This window comes from Blochmannia endosymbiont of Camponotus pudorosus, assembly GCF_059934925.1.
On sequence record NZ_CP011793.1, the window covers coordinates 676776 to 692647 of the forward strand.

The following is a 15872-nucleotide window of genomic DNA, read 5'->3' on the forward strand; positions in this document are numbered from 1 at the left end:
TAGTAAAAAATTAAAAACCACTCAATTCCATAATACTAGTTGACAAAAAACTTCAAATTCAGAGATACTACTTCGTATACTCTAGCAAGATAAAAAATTGAACCTAAATTAAACAACAACAACATAATAATAAATACATAACAGACAAAAAATATATACACTAGACAGAAAACAACAACAATTGTTAAGTTAAAATGCTACCTATAAATCAAGAATGAGAACATAATGAACAAGCAAAAAAAAACTTATCGCTAAAACTACTACTATTGAAAAAAATATGAATTATGCCACTTTAAGAGAAAAACTGTTATTATTGTGCATCATTAATAGTTTAATTAATTATGAGGTTTAATATAGGGTATTTAAGATAAAAATAAATAGTTGCCAACGAGTATTGATGTGAATTATTATGATTGTATGTCAATTTGTATAAGATCGGATTTCTTATTGGCTCAGTGACACTTGCAAGTAGTATATTTATATTATTACTTGTAAGTGAGCGAATTGAATAACAAAAAAAAATTAACAGAAAAAACATTAGTAATGTACTGTTACAAAAATGAAGTAACTTTTTAAAAAAATTGAGAAGAGATGTTAGTTATGATTATAGTCACTGGAGGGGCTGGTTTTGTTGGAAGAAATATTATTAAGAAATTAAATGCATTGAATAAAAAAGAAATATTAGTAGTAGATAATTTAAGAAATGGAGAAAAATATACTAATTTAGTAACATTAAATATTTTAGATTATGAAGATAAGGATTATTTTATTTCTAAAATATTAAATAAGCCTAATTATTTTAAAGACGCAGAAGTCATATTTCATGAGGGAGCTTGTTCTAATACTCTTGAGTGGAATGGTAATTATATAATGCGTAATAATTTCGAGTACTCGAAATTATTACTTCTGTATTGTCTAAAATATAAAATACCTTTTATATATGCTTCTTCTGCTGCGGTATATGGAAATTATATGAATCCTTTTTATGAAAAGAAGGATAATATAGTTAAAGAGAATCCTTTAACTATATATGGATATTCTAAATTTTTATTTGACAGGTATGTATTAAATATACTTCCAAAAGCAAATTCTCAAATATGTGGATTACGATATTTTAATATATACGGCCCTTATGAGTGTCATAAGGGCCGTATGGCTAGTATTATCTTTAATTTATATAAAAAAATAAAAAATAAAAAAAAACCTGTTTTATTTACAGGAAGTAAATACTTTAAAAGAGATTTCGTATATATAGATGATGTAGTAAAAATAAATTTATGGGTTTGGGATAATAAGGTATCTGGAATTTTTGATTGTGGTACAGGTGATTTTAAATCTTTTGAATTTGTTGTTAATGTTGCACTAAATTATTTAAATCATAGTACTTCCATAAGATACATTACTATGCCAAAAGAGATTCAAAAACATTATCAATTTTTTACAAAAGCGAATACTTCTCAACTTAAAAATATAGGATATGAATGTCAATTTATTGATGTTAATGAAGGTATTTATAAATATTTAAATTGGCTGACTTATACATATACAAAAAAAATGAGTAATTTTTATTGTGATGAAAAAAATATTAATAATTAGTCCCTCTTGGATAGGAGATACGATTATATCGCATGCCTTATATAGATTACTTGTTATTAAATATGGATCTCAATTAAAAATAGATGTTGTTACTCCAATGTGGTGTAAACCTGTATTAAATAGAATGATAGAAGTAAAAAAAATATTCATTATTCCGTATACTCATGGAACTTTAGAATTATTAAAATGTTATCAGTTAGGAAAATTGCTCAAAAAAAAATACTACGAACAAGCAATAGTACTTCCAAATTCATTTAAATCTGCTTTAATACCTTTTTTATCTAATATTCCTATTAGAACAGGATGGAGAGGAGAAATGAGATATGGATTATTAAATGATTTACGTATATTAAATAAATTATCATTTCCATTAATGATACATAGATATGCTGCATTAGCATATAATTGTAAGATTGTACAACATTTTTTTGATTTACCTGATCCTTTGCCATTACCTACATTACAAATAGAAGCAAAAGAAATTCAAGATATACTAGTAAAATTTAAATTAAATAAGATAAAAAGAAATCAATTAATTGGATTATGTCTAGGATCTGCATGTGGATTATCAAAAAATTGGCCTCATTATCATTATATCGATTTGACTAGAAAATTAATTTATCATGGTTATCATGTAATTTTATTAGGATCATATATAGATCGAATATTAATTAGTAAAATGACTAAGTTTCATGAGTTAAAAAAATTAAAACAGAATTATCATAATCTTATTGGACGGACTTCTTTAGATGAAGCGATTATAATTATATCTGTTTGTTCAGGTATTGTAAGCAATGATTCTGGATTAATGCATATAGCGTGTGCTCTGAATCGACCTGTAGTGAGTCTATATGGACCTAGTAATCCGTATTGTACTCCTCCTTTATTTTCAAAAAGTAAAGTAATTTGTTGTGATAATAATATAACGCTTAATTTAAAACACAATAAAATAAAAAAAACTAATCAAGATATGTACAATAATGATGGTTACTATAAAGATTTTAACAAAATTACTCCAATACTAGTATTTAACACATTAAAAAAATTATTAAATTATTAGTAATATTTATATAAATATCATAATAGCATGAATGTTTTAATTATAAAAATTTCTTCTATGGGAGATATTATTCATACTTTACCTGCAATAACTGATGCTGTAAGTTTAGTGCCGAATATAATGTTTGATTGGATTGTAGAAGAAACTTTTTCTAATATTCCTCAATGGCATTCATCTGTATATGAAGTTATTCCTATTAAATTAAGGATTTGGAAAAAAAAATGGTGTAATTTATATTCTTGGCAAGAATACTTTAATTGTATTAAACAACTACAATCTAAAAAATACGATGTAATAATTGATGCTCAAGGTTTATTAAAAACATCTTTGTTTGCAACACATTTTGCTATTGGAACAAAATGTGGTTTAGATCGACTAAGCGCTAAAGAACCTATAAGTTGTAAGTTTTACGATAAGTGTTTTTATGTTAATAAAGCTCAACATGCCATTGAACGTATAAGAAAATTGTTTTCTTATAGTTTAGGGTATTCAGTTCCAGCATATCCAGGAGAATATAATATTAAAAATACATTTCAGTCTTGTATAAAGAAATGTGATGTGCCTTATTTACTGTTATTACATTCTACTTCTTGTTTTTCAAAACGTTGGTCTGATTTTAATTGGTATGTTTTTATCCAAAAAGTATTAAAATCAGGTTTTTATTATGTAAAAATTCCATTTTGGACAAAGCAAGAAGAATTATTAGCAAAGCGTCTTGGAAATTATTTTGATCGAGTTCTAATATTATCAAATTTGACTTTATGGGAAATTTCCATTCAAATTTTACAAGCTTCAGCAATTATTTCAGTAGATACAGGATTAAGTCATTTAGCAGCGGCTCTTAATTGTCCGAATCTAACATTGTATGGACCAACTGATCCAGCGTTAATAGGTACATACGGATTAAATCAAACTATTATAAAATCAACTACCAATCAAATGAAGAATATTACTCCAGAATTTGTTTGGAAAAAATTTAAAAAAAAATTTTTGAACAACAACATTAAATTTGTATAATATTAGTCCATCATTTTTAGATTGTAGTATAATAAAATTACGGAAGTAATGAAAATAGTATTTTATTAAATAAAGTTTAATAACAGAAAAATTGATTTTTTGTTGTTAATGTTTAATCTATTTTTTAAAATATCTTAAAATTAAAGTGATTAATTTATTCATAAAAATTCGGTATTTATTAAGTAGAATTTTATACATAACGACGCTCCTGTATTTTTGTTATCTTAATTTCTTTAAAAACTAGAAAACCATATTAAACATGATATATTATATATAAAATCTTATAGGATACATTATATGTATAATATTTAATATTATACATATAATAACATCAATTTAATGATTTTTACAAATATTTTATTAAAATATTGATAATTAATTTTAAAAAGAGCGTGGCAAATAAAACTATAAAAAATAACAGAATGTATATTCTCTGTATTATTATATACAATATAATTGTATATGTTATTCAACCTATAATTTGGATTCGACTATTGCGATTGAGTTTAAAGACGATTGAATATCGAAAAAATTGGTCCAATCGTTATGGTTATTATCAAAATAATTTAAATGCTAGAAGATTGGATAGTATAGTATTACATGCAGTATCAGTGGGAGAACTATTATCAATAATTCCTTTAATTCATAAGTTACAAAAAAATTATCCTAATATTAGAATAACAATTACTTCAATGACGCCAGCTGGTTTAAAGCTAGCTAAACAACTTTCATTGAATTTTAAAAATATACAATGTATGTATCTTCCGTATGATTTGTCTGGAGCTATAAAAAGATTTATCAAGCATATTCAACCTAAATTAGTTATTATTTTAGAAACAGAATTATGGCCAAATTTAATTAATATATTATATCGGTATAGAATTCCTGTTATTATTCTTAATGCTCGACTATCTAATAATTCTTTTAGTAAATATAAAAAATTCAATTATTTTTTCTACAATATTGTTCAACGTATTACTATGGTTGCTGCACAATATCAAGAAGATAAAATGAGATTTTTAAAATTAGGATTAAAAGAAGATCAGTTATGTATTATGGGTAATATGAAATTTGATATTACAGTTACTCAAGATACATTAAATCAAATTTTATGTTTTAAAAAGAATTGGATTAAAGACCGTTTAGTATGGATAGCTGGTAGTACTCATAAAGGGGAAGAACAAGTATTATTAAAAGTACATAAAAGTCTTTTAACTATATTTCCAAATTTAATTATGATTTTATCTCCAAGACATCCAGAACGTTTTCTAGATATTAAAAATATTACTAAAAATGCTGGGTTTTCTTATATTACAAAAAGTAGCGGAATGATACCATCAGCAAATACCCAAGTAATTATTAATGATACTATAGGGGAATTAATGTTGTTATACGGAATTTCAGATATAGCTTTTATCGGAGGTAGTTTAATAAAACATGGAGGGCACAACCCGTTAGAGCCAGCAATATATGCTATTCCTATAATTGTAGGCCCTCATACTTTTAATTTTAATAATATTTATTCTATCTTATATAAATCAGGAGGGTTAATTAACATTATTAATGCTGATGATTTAATTAATATTATGTGTATTTTATTGAAAGATCGTGATCTGCGTTTACGTTATGGTAATTGTGCTTATAAAGCATTACAAGATAATCAAGGAGCTACGTCTAAAGCATTTAGTGTCTTGTGTAATTATTTGAATTAATGATATTATCATAAGCATATAAACTGTAATTATATTTATTTAAAAATATTGTATAAATTATGGTATATATTAATTTTATTAAATGACAATTTTGTTGTATTTGTTAAGTGTGTTGATTAAATTGTATTTTGCTTGCGTATTTTAGATTAAATTTTCAATATTTTTAATTAAAAGAGTTAATGAAACTTTATAATAAAATAAATTTAAGATATAAAGGTAAAATAGAGGTAAAATTAAATCTATATGTTTAGTATATATAGATTATACGGCATTAATATTAATTTTATCTCTATTTTTTTTCTATATATATTATGTGTTTTCGTATAATAGGATCAAATTTTTTTAATTTTATTTTTTCAGGATTTGAACGTTTGTTTTTTGTAGTAGTGTAAAAATGTCCACTTTTAGAGGATGAAAATAAGTAAATTATTTCTCGAATTTCTTTCGCCATTGTATTATTTCTTTTTTATTGTTTTATTTTTAGAAAGTAAACTTAATAAACATTGATCAATTCCTAATTTATTAATTAAACGTATGCCTTTTGCAGATACACGAATTGAATAAAATTTTTTTTTATTATTTATCCAAAAACGATGAGAATGAACATTTGGGATAAACCAACGTTTAGTAGCATTCATAGAATGAGAACGTTTGTTTCCATTTATTGGTCGTTTTCCAGTAATTTGACATATTCTAGACATAACCTCTATTCCTATTTATCGAAATTTATATTTCTATAAATAGTATAAACTAATCGTCATAAATATGATATATTTTTGCTGTATTATTAAATTTTTTTATATAACATTGATAGTGACTTTTATATTTTTGTACTAATTCATAATTTAATTTTGATTATATTTTATATATATAATTATGTATAATTAATTGTTTTATTGAAAATGATATTAATTTATATCAGGATATATTATATTCTACATTAGCAATTATTTCCTCAAAAAATAAATATATATAAATATTGGTAGTTATTTTTTTATAATTGAGATAATATATTAGTAATTATTTTATAATAAACTATGAAAATTGTTGATATTAAAATTATTAATAATCGTGTTTGTAGTGATTTTTTAATTCCTACATATATAACTCCAGGATCTGCAGGATTAGATTTGTTTGCATGTCTTGATAATTCTATTAGCATTCTTCCTGGAGAAACTGAACTTATTTCTACTGGTATTGCAATATATATTGCTGATGTTAAAGTAGCAGGAATTGTACTTCCTCGATCTGGATTAGGACATTATCATGGTATTGTTTTAGGTAATTCTATAGGATTAATTGATTCAGATTACCAAGGAGAAATAAAAGTTTCTCTATGGAATAGAGGAAAAAAGGAATTTATTCTTATTCCTGGGAAAAGAATAGCACAATTATTATTTATATCTATTGTTCAAATTAAATTTAATTTGGTTGAATCTTTTAAATCTTGTAGTATACGAGGGACTAAAGGATTAGGTCATTCTACATAAATAGAAAAAATTTTTTAAAGTATGTTATTAATTATTGTATTCATCTTTTAAAATCTTTAATTGTGTTTTGATAATGGGTGAATTTTATTATTTATCATATGTCGATTATATGAATTAATAAGTAATATAAAATAATTTGTATACATTATTGTTAATAACTAGTATTTATATATGAGTGAGTGGAAATTTTGGTTAATAGTATGACTGCGTTTGCAAGGCAGGAAATATCTTGCACATGGGGATATGGATTTTGGGAAATTCGTTCTTTAAATCAACGTTATTTAGATATTGGTATTGATTTACCTAAAAATTTTCAGGATTTATCATGGGAAATCAGACAAATAATTAAGAATAAAATATTTCGAGGTAGGATTGAATGTAATTTAAAGATTAATATGGATTCTTGTTATAAAAATAATTTGTTTATTAATGAAAGTTTAATTGAATTTTTAATAAATTCAGCAAAACAAATTAAATTAAAGACTCAAGAAGGGAATATTGATCCTATTCAGATTTTATTTTACCCAGGAGTAATTTCCTGTAAACGACAGGATACACATCTTATTAATAAGGAATTATTAATAAGTTTTAAAACAGTATTAAATAAATTGATAAACAGTAGAAATGAAGAAGGAATTTTATTAAAAAATCATCTAATTAGTAGGTTATTAAAAATTTCAGAAATAATAGCAGATATTAAGCTAGTCGTTCCTAATTTTCTAATAAAAAAAAGAAAGAAACTTTTAGAACAGGTACAAGGTATTTACGCTACGATAGATAGAACAAGACTAGAACAAGAATTGTTAATAATCACTCAAAAAATTGATATTTCAGAAGAAATAGATCGTATTATTATCCATGTTGACAGTATGAATAATTGTATTTTTTCTGAAAAGTTGAGACCTATTGGAAGAAAATTAGATTTTATAACTCAAGAATTGCAAAGAGAGACTAATACTTTAATTTCTAAATCAATAGATGCAAATATAATACGTTTATCTATTTCTTTAAAAGTGTTAATTGAACAAATCCGAGAACAAGTACAAAATATTGAATAATATAAAATATATAAAATTATTTCAGTTTTTATTTAAAATAATTTTTTAGATAGTTTATTTAATAAATTTTGAAATTAAATTAATATAAAATATAATTTTTATAAGATATAGAAATATTTTTTTTATTTTTTAAAATATAAAAAAATATAAAAAAATATTTCTATATCTTATAAAAATATTGAAATATTATGAAATTATTAGCATATATGCTAATAATTTCATAATAAAAACTCATAAAATATAAAAAATATATCAAAATTAATCTTTTTTTTAGTAATTCTTTTTCCAATCAGGAATATTTCAAATTTTTTAAAACTTCGATAGAATAAAAATTATCTATAATTTTTATAGATGCTTACGTGTATTGTTTATTGAGTTATAGCGAGGAGGTAAAAATTTAATAATAATTTATTAATTGATATTAAACCATCTATAGGTACAAGAAAATTTTTTAAATTACTATATTTTAATCTATATAGTATATCAATTAATTTCTTGTTTAAGTTTTTTAGGATATTACAACTATAGAGTTGCTATAAATAAAAATCTTATGATCATTGTTAATGAAATTTAGAGATACATAATTATGAATAGATTAACGGATATTTCAAACATGGTAGAATCTTTGTCCCGAGTTTATCATCGTCTTCGTAAAGAAGTAAATGGACAGTTAATTAATGAAGGCTTATCGATGTCTAAAATGAAAATACTTCATCTTATTACAACCGGTAAAACTAGTGCAACAGATATTAAAAATTATATGGGATTTTCATCTAGGACTGTAGTTACAGTGCTAGATGCATTAGAAAAAGATAAAATGTTACGTAGACAGCAAAGTCTTACAGATAGGCGAGTAAAATATGTGCATATTACAGAAAAAGGCAAAGATAAGTTACGTATAGCTAAACATACTCATAATGTAATTTTAGATCGAATATTTTCTCCTTTATCTGATGTGCAACTTAAAAACTTTTATGAGGTGTGCAATTTATTAGAAATACAGCAAAAAATAGCTAGATAAATTATTATGCTCATTTTTTATTTATTAAAAATTATTACATAAATATGTGAGATATAATAAAATATTTTATTTATATTTTTCTGATTTTAAATAGTAATTTAAATTTATTATTTAATGAATTTATGAGAGAAAATAAAATCACATTATACCCTATATAAGATATCATTTATACAGGGTATAATGTGTATTAATATGGGATATGGAATAATTTTTATTTTATGAAAAAAAATATAGGTTCATTGTGTATTATATCTGCTCCTAGTGGAACAGGAAAATCAACGTTAATACGTGCTTTGAAAGAAAAAAATTGTTTATTGTTTGATACTCAGTTATCTGTGTCTTATACTACACGTAAAAAACGTTCTGGAGAAGTACATGGTAGAGATTATTACTTTATTTCATTAGAAGAATTTGAATTTATGATTAACAAAAATATGTTTTTTGAATATGCGAAAATTTTTAATCATTATTATGGAACTAAAGAAAGTAAAATTAAATCTATGTTGAATTCTGGAATTCATGTAATTTTAGATATTGATTGGCAAGGATTGCAACAAATAAAAGAAAAGAAAAATAATTTTTATGCGATTTTTATTCTTCCTCCTTCAAAAAAAGAATTAAAAGAAAGATTGTATTCAAGAAGACAAGATACGGATTCAATTATTTCTAAAAGAATGACTCAAGCGATTAATGAAATTTGTCACTTTAAAGAGTATGATTATATCATTATTAATGATAATTTTGATATTGCATTAGTTCATCTGCAATCAATAATACTATCTGAACAATTACGCTTAATATATCAAGAAAGACAACGTAATAGCTTAATTGTTGATTTATTATCTAAATGAATAATTATCAAAAATAAGATATAACAAAGATATAGTGTATACTTTAATTATTGTTATGTATAAGATAAAAATAGATGAAATAAATATAGAAAAATATGAAAGCAGAAGAAATTAGTAATAAATTTGATTTAATATTAGAAGCCTCTAGAAGAGCAAGACAAATACAAAATGAAGAGAAAGAGAATTATATGATCAAACAGCCTAAAAGTAAATGTACTGTTCGTGCTCTTAAAGAAATAGAATATATATACTTAAAAAAAATAATTAAGAAAGAATGATATAGTATGAAGTATTATAATTGCTTAATTTCTTATTTAAGAAATGAGAGTAGAAGTTTATGTATTAACTGATTGTAATACGGTATTGTTTTAGTAAATTATGTATGGTTATTTATAAAATAATTATAAGGATCGAACTCAGTAATATATTCAATTAAATTAATATAAACATAATTATTCATAAAGATTTTTTATTTAAATTTTCTTTCGAAAAGTTTTCATTTAATTTAGGTATCATCATGAATATTAAATATTGTTATGTATAATTATTTTTAATAATTACAGGTACTTATTTATAAGGTAATGAATAAATCAAAGTTTTGTTAGCATCGTATAACAAGTAGTTTTATAATGAATAAAATAATTCTTGATTGATTAAAGACGACGAATAAGGTAATTTTTATATACGACAACAATACCAACTATAATATATTGCATTATATAATAATACAATTAGTATTTAGTGAGCTTTTTCCCAATTTTTACCAACTCCGATATCTACTTTTAAAGGAACATCTAAAATAAAACATTCTTCCATCAGTTTTTTTATTTGTTTTATTGCAGTATCTACAAATGTGTTTTGAACTTCAAAAACTAGCTCATCATGTACTTGCATAATCATATGAATAGGAATATTATTTTCTTTTTGAATCCAAGAATCAATAGCTATCATTGCTTTTTTGATAATATCTGCAGCACTTCCTTGCATAGGAGCATTAATTGCTGATCTTTCTGCGCTTTTTTTTTGAGATATATTAGAGGAATAAATATCTGGTAAATATAATTTACGTCCATCTAAAGTAGATACATACCCGTATTCATAAACACTATCTTTAATATATTGCATATATTTCATAACTCCTGGATATCGTTGAAAATAACGATCCACATATTTTTGAGCTTCTTTAAATGTAACTGATAACTGTTTTGCTAATCCGAAAGCAGTCATACCGTAAATTAGACCAAAGTTAATAGTTTTCGCTCGTTGTCTTTGTTCTCCTGTAACTAAATTTAAGGATGTAACGAATATTTCAGAGGCCGTTGTAGTATGAATATCTTTTTCTTCAAGAAAATCGTTAATTAATTTAAAATCACGAGATAAATGAGCCATAATTCTTAATTCTATTTGAGAATAATCAGCTGATATAATTAAAGAATCTGATGGAGCAATGAAAGCTTGACGTATTTTCCTTCCATCGTAATTTCGATTAGGGATATTTTGGAGATTAGGGTTTGCAGAAGAAAGTCGTCCTGTGGAAGTTCTAGTTTGATAGTACGAGGTATGTATTCGATTTGATTTTTTATTAATCATAGATATTAGTTTATTTGTATATGTTGATTTTAATTTAGATAAACTCCTGTATTTTAAAATGATTTTTGGAATAGAGTATGTTTTGGATAATTTTTTTAATACTTCTTCATTGGTTGATGGAGCTCCATTAGGAGTTTTTTTTAAAATTGGTAATTTCTGTTGGTTGTATAATATTTCTTGTAGTTGCTTAGTTGAATCTAAATTAAATGAAGTACCGGCTAATTGATATGCTTGTATTTGCAAATTATTTAGTTGGGAATTTAATTCTATTGAGTGAGAAGTTAAAAATTTTTTATCTATTAGTACTCCATAATTTTCAATCCTGGAAAGAACGGAAATTAACGGCATTTCTATATTTATAAATATTTTTTTTAGTTTGTTATGTTTTGTAATTTCTGACCACAAAGTATGGTGTAAATTTGATATAGAATACATTAGCTGTGCTGAACATGATGATTCTAATTGTATATTTCTAGTATTTTTAATCATGTAACTGTTATGATAATTATCATAGGTTTGTTTAAATTTTGAAATTGAATCCAATATTATTTTTTCACGTATGAAACGTTTTATATTTTGATAATCAGAAGTTCCGTATAATACATATAGTTCTAACATTACATCAAAAATTAATCCAGATAAATTAATATTATATTGTTTTAATAAAGAAAAATTTAATTTCATGTTTTGTCCAATTTTTTTTATTTCTGTATTTTCCAAAATTGGTTTTAGTATAGGTAATACCTCTGTAAGATTTAAACCGTATTTTAATTTATCATTATTGTTATTCAGGATAGTATTATTAATACTAATTGGTATATATATATTATGTATAGCATACATAGTATATGTAGATAAACATAAACCAAGTATTTGAGGTTCAAAAATGTTAGAATTATTTGCATATATATTGAATATAAAAGAATTATGGGTGTTGTTTTGTTGTATCCAATCCGTTAAGGATGAAATATTAGATATGATATAATTTGTATTTTTTTTTGAGTGAAATAAATAATGATTAAATGTATGTTGTGTCATGTCTGTACAGAACGAAATATTTTTTATCTGATAATTTTGAGTTAATTTTTTATAATATTTATATTTTTTTAACCATGTACCTAATTTTAATTCTGATGCCCATGTCTTGAACTCATATTTTTGGAATAATAGGAATAAATTTTTAAAATCAATATTTTGTATTGATAATATATAATCAGATTTTTTTAAAGGTACATCTATTTTAATAGATGCTAATTTATAAGAAAGAAAAGCTAACTTTTTATTTGTGATTAATGAATTTTGAATGAACTGAGAATTTCGAATATTTAATATAGGAATTTTATCTAAGTTTTGATATATCTTTTTGAGAGTTCCTATTTTAGTCAATAGGATTTGTGCGTTTTTTTTTCCTATCCCTGGTACTCCAGGAATGTTATCAGAACGATCTCCAATTAATGCTAAATAATCTGCTATTAAATTCGGAGGTACTCCGAATTTTTTTTCTATTTCTGCGGAATCAAATACCATATTTGATGTGGTGTTTATTAAAATAATTTTAGAAGATACAATTTGAGCCATATCTTTATCCCCAGTGCTGATGAGTACTGTTTCATTGCGTTGAGCATAAAAAGTGGCTAATGTACCAATAACATCATCTGCTTCTACATGAGATATATAGAATGTAGAAATTCCCATTGCTCTAATTATTTTATTCAATGGAGTAATTTGAGTGTATAAATCTGCAGGCATTTTAGATCGGTGTGCTTTATATTGTTCAAATAAATCATCACGAAATGTTTTTCCTGGAGCATCGAACACAATACCTATACGATCAGGTTGATATTTTATTAATAAACTTGTAATCATATTTATTACCCCATAAATAACCTGAACAGGGTATCCTTTACTTGTAGTCAAAGATGGATATGCATGGTAAGCTCTATATATGTAAGACGACCCATCTATCAAAATAATTGGACTATTCGTAATTTTAATCATGCAATATTTTCACTTCATATGATTTATTTATATGAATTGAATAAAAAGACATTGTCTATTTTATTTGTGATAATTAAATTATCATATTTATTATTAAAACAGAAGGCTAAATATTGAAATATCTGTTTATTTTTGTTTATATATTTTTTTTAATAAGTACGTATTGTTATTTTTTTTCTATTAGTAAATTAAGTAATTCAGAAAATTGTTGGATGTACACAGGAATTGAAGAAATATCTAATTGATCATTTTTTACCATATATTTTCCATTTACAAATATTGCAGGAATACCTTTTAATTGAAAATTAATAGCTGCTTGTTCTTGATCTAAAATTAAAGATTGAACTAAAATACTGTTCCAAGCTGAATCGTATTTATCAGCATCAATACCAAATTTGATAAATATTTTTCGAATATCTTCTACAGTATGAATAGATTGTTGTTTTTGTATTGCTGCAAATAAAATAGAGCTAACTTTATTTTCTATTCCTAAGGCTATTGCTACAGCCCAGGCATGTGTTAATTGTTTTCCTAAATTTCCTAGATAATTTACATGATATTTATAAAAAATAGTATTTTTAGGTAATTTTTTTTGTATAGTATTTGGAATATTATAAATTTGTTCAAATTGATAACAATGCGAACAATAAAAAGAAAAAAATTCTAGTATCTTTGGAGCGTTATGAATAGGTTTATTTAATTTAATATATTGTCTTCCTTCTATAATTGGTAAAGATATAACATTATTTGAAGATATAAAAAAAATAACTATTAAAAAATATATTTTTTTTATAAAAATTTTGTTAGTCATATAGTGTGTATGCAGCTATTATTAATATAATATATATTGTTTAAATCATTTAATAAAATTGTATAAATAAAAGTTAATATTTTTGTGTATTTTGAAAACACATTACACATTTATAAATTTAATAAGGGAATGCTTTTTCTTTGTAAGAAATTATTTTTTAATAGATTTTATTATATTTAGTTCATCCCATATATTGTCAATGCGAGATTGTATGTCTTTATTCATTTTAATAGGAGTACCCCATGTTCTTTGAGTTTCTCCAGGCCATTTGTTTGTGGCGTCTATTCCCATTTTTGATCCTAATCCAGAAATAGGACTAGAAAAATCAAGATAATCTATGGGAGTATTCTTTACAATAATTATATCACGATTTGGATCCATACGAGTGGTAATAGCCCATATTACATCTTGCCAATCTCTAGCATTAATATCGTTATCACAAATTATTACCAATTTTGTATACATAAATTGATATAAAATAGACCATATCCCAAAAATTATTCTTTTAGCATGTCCTATATATTTCTTTTTTATAGTAATTATAGCTAATCTGTAGGAACAACCTTCTGGAGGTAAATAAAAGTCTATAATTTCTGGAAATTGTTTTTGTATAATTGGAATAAATAATTCATTCATGGCCATACCTAAAATAGCAGGTTCATCTGGAGGTCGACCAGTATATGTGGAGTGATAAATTGGATTATTTCTATGAGTTATATGAGTGATAGTGCAAACCGGAAATTGTTCAATAGCATTATAGTATCCTGTATGATCCCCAAATGGCCCTTCTGGGGCCATATTGTCACGTTCTATGTATCCTTCTAATACAATTTCTGAAGTTGATGGAACATATAAATCACATGAAATGCATTTTGTAATTTCAGTTTTACTTCCTCTGAGTAATCCAGCGAAAGCATATTCTGACAGTGAATTAGGAATAGGAATTACTGCGCTAATTAAGGTTGCTGGATCTGCTCCTAATGCTATAGCGACAGGAAATTTTTTTTCCGAAGAAGTTGTATACCATTCTTGAAAGTCTAATGCTCCACCTCGATGAGGAAGCCATCTTATGATAATTTTATTTTTAGATAGCACCTGTTGACGATAAATACCTAAGTTTTGCCGTTTAGTTTGGATCCCTTGAGTTATTGTGATACCCCAATTAATTGCACAAGCTATATCCTGTGGCCAAGATTTCATTATTGGAATTCGAGTGATATCTACGTCTTGTTCATATTGTATATTTTCTTGACATACACCTTTATTTGAAAGTTTAGTAGGCATATTTAAAATATGTTTAAAATGAGCTATATTAGATAATAAATCTAATAATCCTTTTGGAGGTTTCGGTTCTTTTAAAAAAGCTAATATTTTACCGATATTACGTAAAGATGAAATATTGTTTTGTTTTATAGCTAATTCTATTCTATCAATAGAGCCAAATAAATTACATAACACAGGAATAGAGTATCCTGTAGGATTGGTGAATAATAAAGCAGGGCCTTTAGATTTAAGTGTGCGATCTGCAATTTCAGTAATTTCTAAATTAGGATCAATAGGAAGTGCAATTTTTTTTAATTCTTTTTCATGTTCTAAAATTTTTATAAAATCACGCAAATCTTTATATTTCATAATATTATTTTTACCAGTATTGTGTATATTGTATTT

The 15872-nt window shown here is 24.3% G+C and carries 14 protein-coding genes; 9 read left to right on the plus strand and 5 right to left on the minus strand.

The annotated features are described in order from the left end of the window. Positions 1-600: 600 nt before the first annotated feature. From rfaD to waaA, 4 genes are all read left to right on the plus strand, one after another. Positions 601-1596, plus strand: a complete 996-nt coding sequence (gene rfaD / locus Bpudo544_RS03070; RefSeq protein ID WP_500825301.1) for an ADP-glyceromanno-heptose 6-epimerase — start codon at positions 601-603, stop codon at positions 1594-1596. Continuing rightward, a complete protein-coding gene (gene waaF / locus Bpudo544_RS03075) occupies positions 1574-2656 on the plus strand; it encodes a lipopolysaccharide heptosyltransferase II (protein ID WP_500825302.1) in 1083 nt (360 codons plus the stop codon). Before rfaD ends, waaF begins: the two co-directional genes overlap by 23 nt. A 27-nt stretch (positions 2657-2683) precedes the next feature. Next, positions 2684-3673: a lipopolysaccharide heptosyltransferase I gene (waaC, locus tag Bpudo544_RS03080; RefSeq protein ID WP_500825303.1), complete on the plus strand. Its 990-nt coding sequence runs from the start codon at positions 2684-2686 to the stop codon at positions 3671-3673. Positions 3674-4095: 422 nt separating this feature from the next. Beyond that, on the plus strand, positions 4096-5385 hold the full coding sequence (gene waaA / locus Bpudo544_RS03085; RefSeq protein ID WP_500825304.1) for a lipid IV(A) 3-deoxy-D-manno-octulosonic acid transferase: 1290 nt from the start codon (positions 4096-4098) through the stop codon (positions 5383-5385). Positions 5386-5674: 289 nt separating this feature from the next. On the opposite strand, the gene rpmG is transcribed toward waaA, so the two are convergent. Continuing rightward, on the minus strand, positions 5675-5836 hold the full coding sequence (rpmG, locus tag Bpudo544_RS03090) for a 50S ribosomal protein L33 (protein WP_500825305.1): 162 nt from the start codon (positions 5834-5836) through the stop codon (positions 5675-5677). A gap of 4 nt (positions 5837-5840) precedes the next feature. Continuing rightward, positions 5841-6086: a 50S ribosomal protein L28 gene (gene rpmB, locus Bpudo544_RS03095; protein ID WP_500825306.1), complete on the minus strand. Its 246-nt coding sequence runs from the start codon at positions 6084-6086 to the stop codon at positions 5841-5843. A gap of 336 nt (positions 6087-6422) precedes the next feature. Here rpmB and dut point away from each other — a divergent pair, with 336 nt between their 5' ends. The 5 genes from dut (at position 6423) to rpoZ (ending at position 10083) form a co-directional block, all read left to right on the plus strand. Next, entirely contained in the window at positions 6423-6875 is a 453-nt protein-coding gene (dut, locus tag Bpudo544_RS03100) for a dUTP diphosphatase (protein WP_500825307.1), read from the plus strand. Positions 6876-7075: 200 nt separating this feature from the next. Next, the gene (locus Bpudo544_RS03105) at positions 7076-7933 is read left to right on the plus strand and encodes a YicC/YloC family endoribonuclease (RefSeq protein ID WP_500825308.1); all 858 of its coding nucleotides are present in this window, start codon (positions 7076-7078) and stop codon (positions 7931-7933) included. Between the two features lie 586 nt (positions 7934-8519). Then, complete coding sequence (locus Bpudo544_RS03110; RefSeq protein ID WP_500825309.1) at positions 8520-8954, plus strand: MarR family winged helix-turn-helix transcriptional regulator; 435 nt, start codon at positions 8520-8522, stop codon at positions 8952-8954. Positions 8955-9172: 218 nt separating this feature from the next. Beyond that, positions 9173-9805, plus strand: coding sequence for a guanylate kinase (gmk, locus tag Bpudo544_RS03115; protein WP_500825310.1), 633 nt, complete (start codon positions 9173-9175; stop codon positions 9803-9805). Between the two features lie 95 nt (positions 9806-9900). Then, positions 9901-10083, plus strand: a complete 183-nt coding sequence (gene rpoZ / locus Bpudo544_RS03120; RefSeq protein ID WP_500825311.1) for a DNA-directed RNA polymerase subunit omega — start codon at positions 9901-9903, stop codon at positions 10081-10083. Between the two features lie 460 nt (positions 10084-10543). On the opposite strand, the gene polA is transcribed toward rpoZ, so the two are convergent. The 3 genes from polA to ubiD all read right to left on the minus strand — a co-directional run bounded on the left by polA (position 10544) and on the right by ubiD (position 15836). Beyond that, positions 10544-13393 carry a DNA polymerase I gene (gene polA, locus Bpudo544_RS03125; protein WP_500825312.1) on the minus strand — a complete coding sequence of 950 codons (2850 nt, stop codon included), beginning with the start codon at positions 13391-13393 and terminating at the stop codon, positions 10544-10546. 166 nt (positions 13394-13559) lie between these two features. Further along, positions 13560-14204: a thiol:disulfide interchange protein DsbA gene (gene dsbA / locus Bpudo544_RS03130; protein WP_500825313.1), complete on the minus strand. Its 645-nt coding sequence runs from the start codon at positions 14202-14204 to the stop codon at positions 13560-13562. Between the two features lie 150 nt (positions 14205-14354). Further along, positions 14355-15836: a 4-hydroxy-3-polyprenylbenzoate decarboxylase gene (gene ubiD, locus Bpudo544_RS03135; RefSeq protein ID WP_500825314.1), complete on the minus strand. Its 1482-nt coding sequence runs from the start codon at positions 15834-15836 to the stop codon at positions 14355-14357. Between the last annotated feature and the right edge of the window lie 36 nt (positions 15837-15872).

What these genes read in the sequence shown, in the direction of transcription:
- waaC (WP_500825303.1), top strand. Translation starts at nt 2,684, where the DNA reads ATGAATGTTTTAATTATAAAAATTTCTTCTATGGGAGATATTATTCAT.
- Bpudo544_RS03105 (WP_500825308.1), top strand. Translation starts at nt 7,076, where the DNA reads ATGACTGCGTTTGCAAGGCAGGAAATATCTTGCACATGGGGATATGGA.
- rpoZ (WP_500825311.1), top strand. Translation starts at nt 9,901, where the DNA reads ATGAAAGCAGAAGAAATTAGTAATAAATTTGATTTAATATTAGAAGCC.
- waaF (WP_500825302.1), top strand. Translation starts at nt 1,574, where the DNA reads ATGAAAAAAATATTAATAATTAGTCCCTCTTGGATAGGAGATACGATT.
- rpmB (WP_500825306.1), bottom strand. Translation starts at nt 6,086, where the DNA reads ATGTCTAGAATATGTCAAATTACTGGAAAACGACCAATAAATGGAAAC.
- waaA (WP_500825304.1), top strand. Translation starts at nt 4,096, where the DNA reads ATGTATATTCTCTGTATTATTATATACAATATAATTGTATATGTTATT.
- Bpudo544_RS03110 (WP_500825309.1), top strand. Translation starts at nt 8,520, where the DNA reads ATGAATAGATTAACGGATATTTCAAACATGGTAGAATCTTTGTCCCGA.
- polA (WP_500825312.1), bottom strand. Translation starts at nt 13,393, where the DNA reads ATGATTAAAATTACGAATAGTCCAATTATTTTGATAGATGGGTCGTCT.
- dsbA (WP_500825313.1), bottom strand. Translation starts at nt 14,204, where the DNA reads ATGACTAACAAAATTTTTATAAAAAAAATATATTTTTTAATAGTTATT.
- ubiD (WP_500825314.1), bottom strand. Translation starts at nt 15,836, where the DNA reads ATGAAATATAAAGATTTGCGTGATTTTATAAAAATTTTAGAACATGAA.
- dut (WP_500825307.1), top strand. Translation starts at nt 6,423, where the DNA reads ATGAAAATTGTTGATATTAAAATTATTAATAATCGTGTTTGTAGTGAT.
- rpmG (WP_500825305.1), bottom strand. Translation starts at nt 5,836, where the DNA reads ATGGCGAAAGAAATTCGAGAAATAATTTACTTATTTTCATCCTCTAAA.
- rfaD (WP_500825301.1), top strand. Translation starts at nt 601, where the DNA reads ATGATTATAGTCACTGGAGGGGCTGGTTTTGTTGGAAGAAATATTATT.
- gmk (WP_500825310.1), top strand. Translation starts at nt 9,173, where the DNA reads ATGAAAAAAAATATAGGTTCATTGTGTATTATATCTGCTCCTAGTGGA.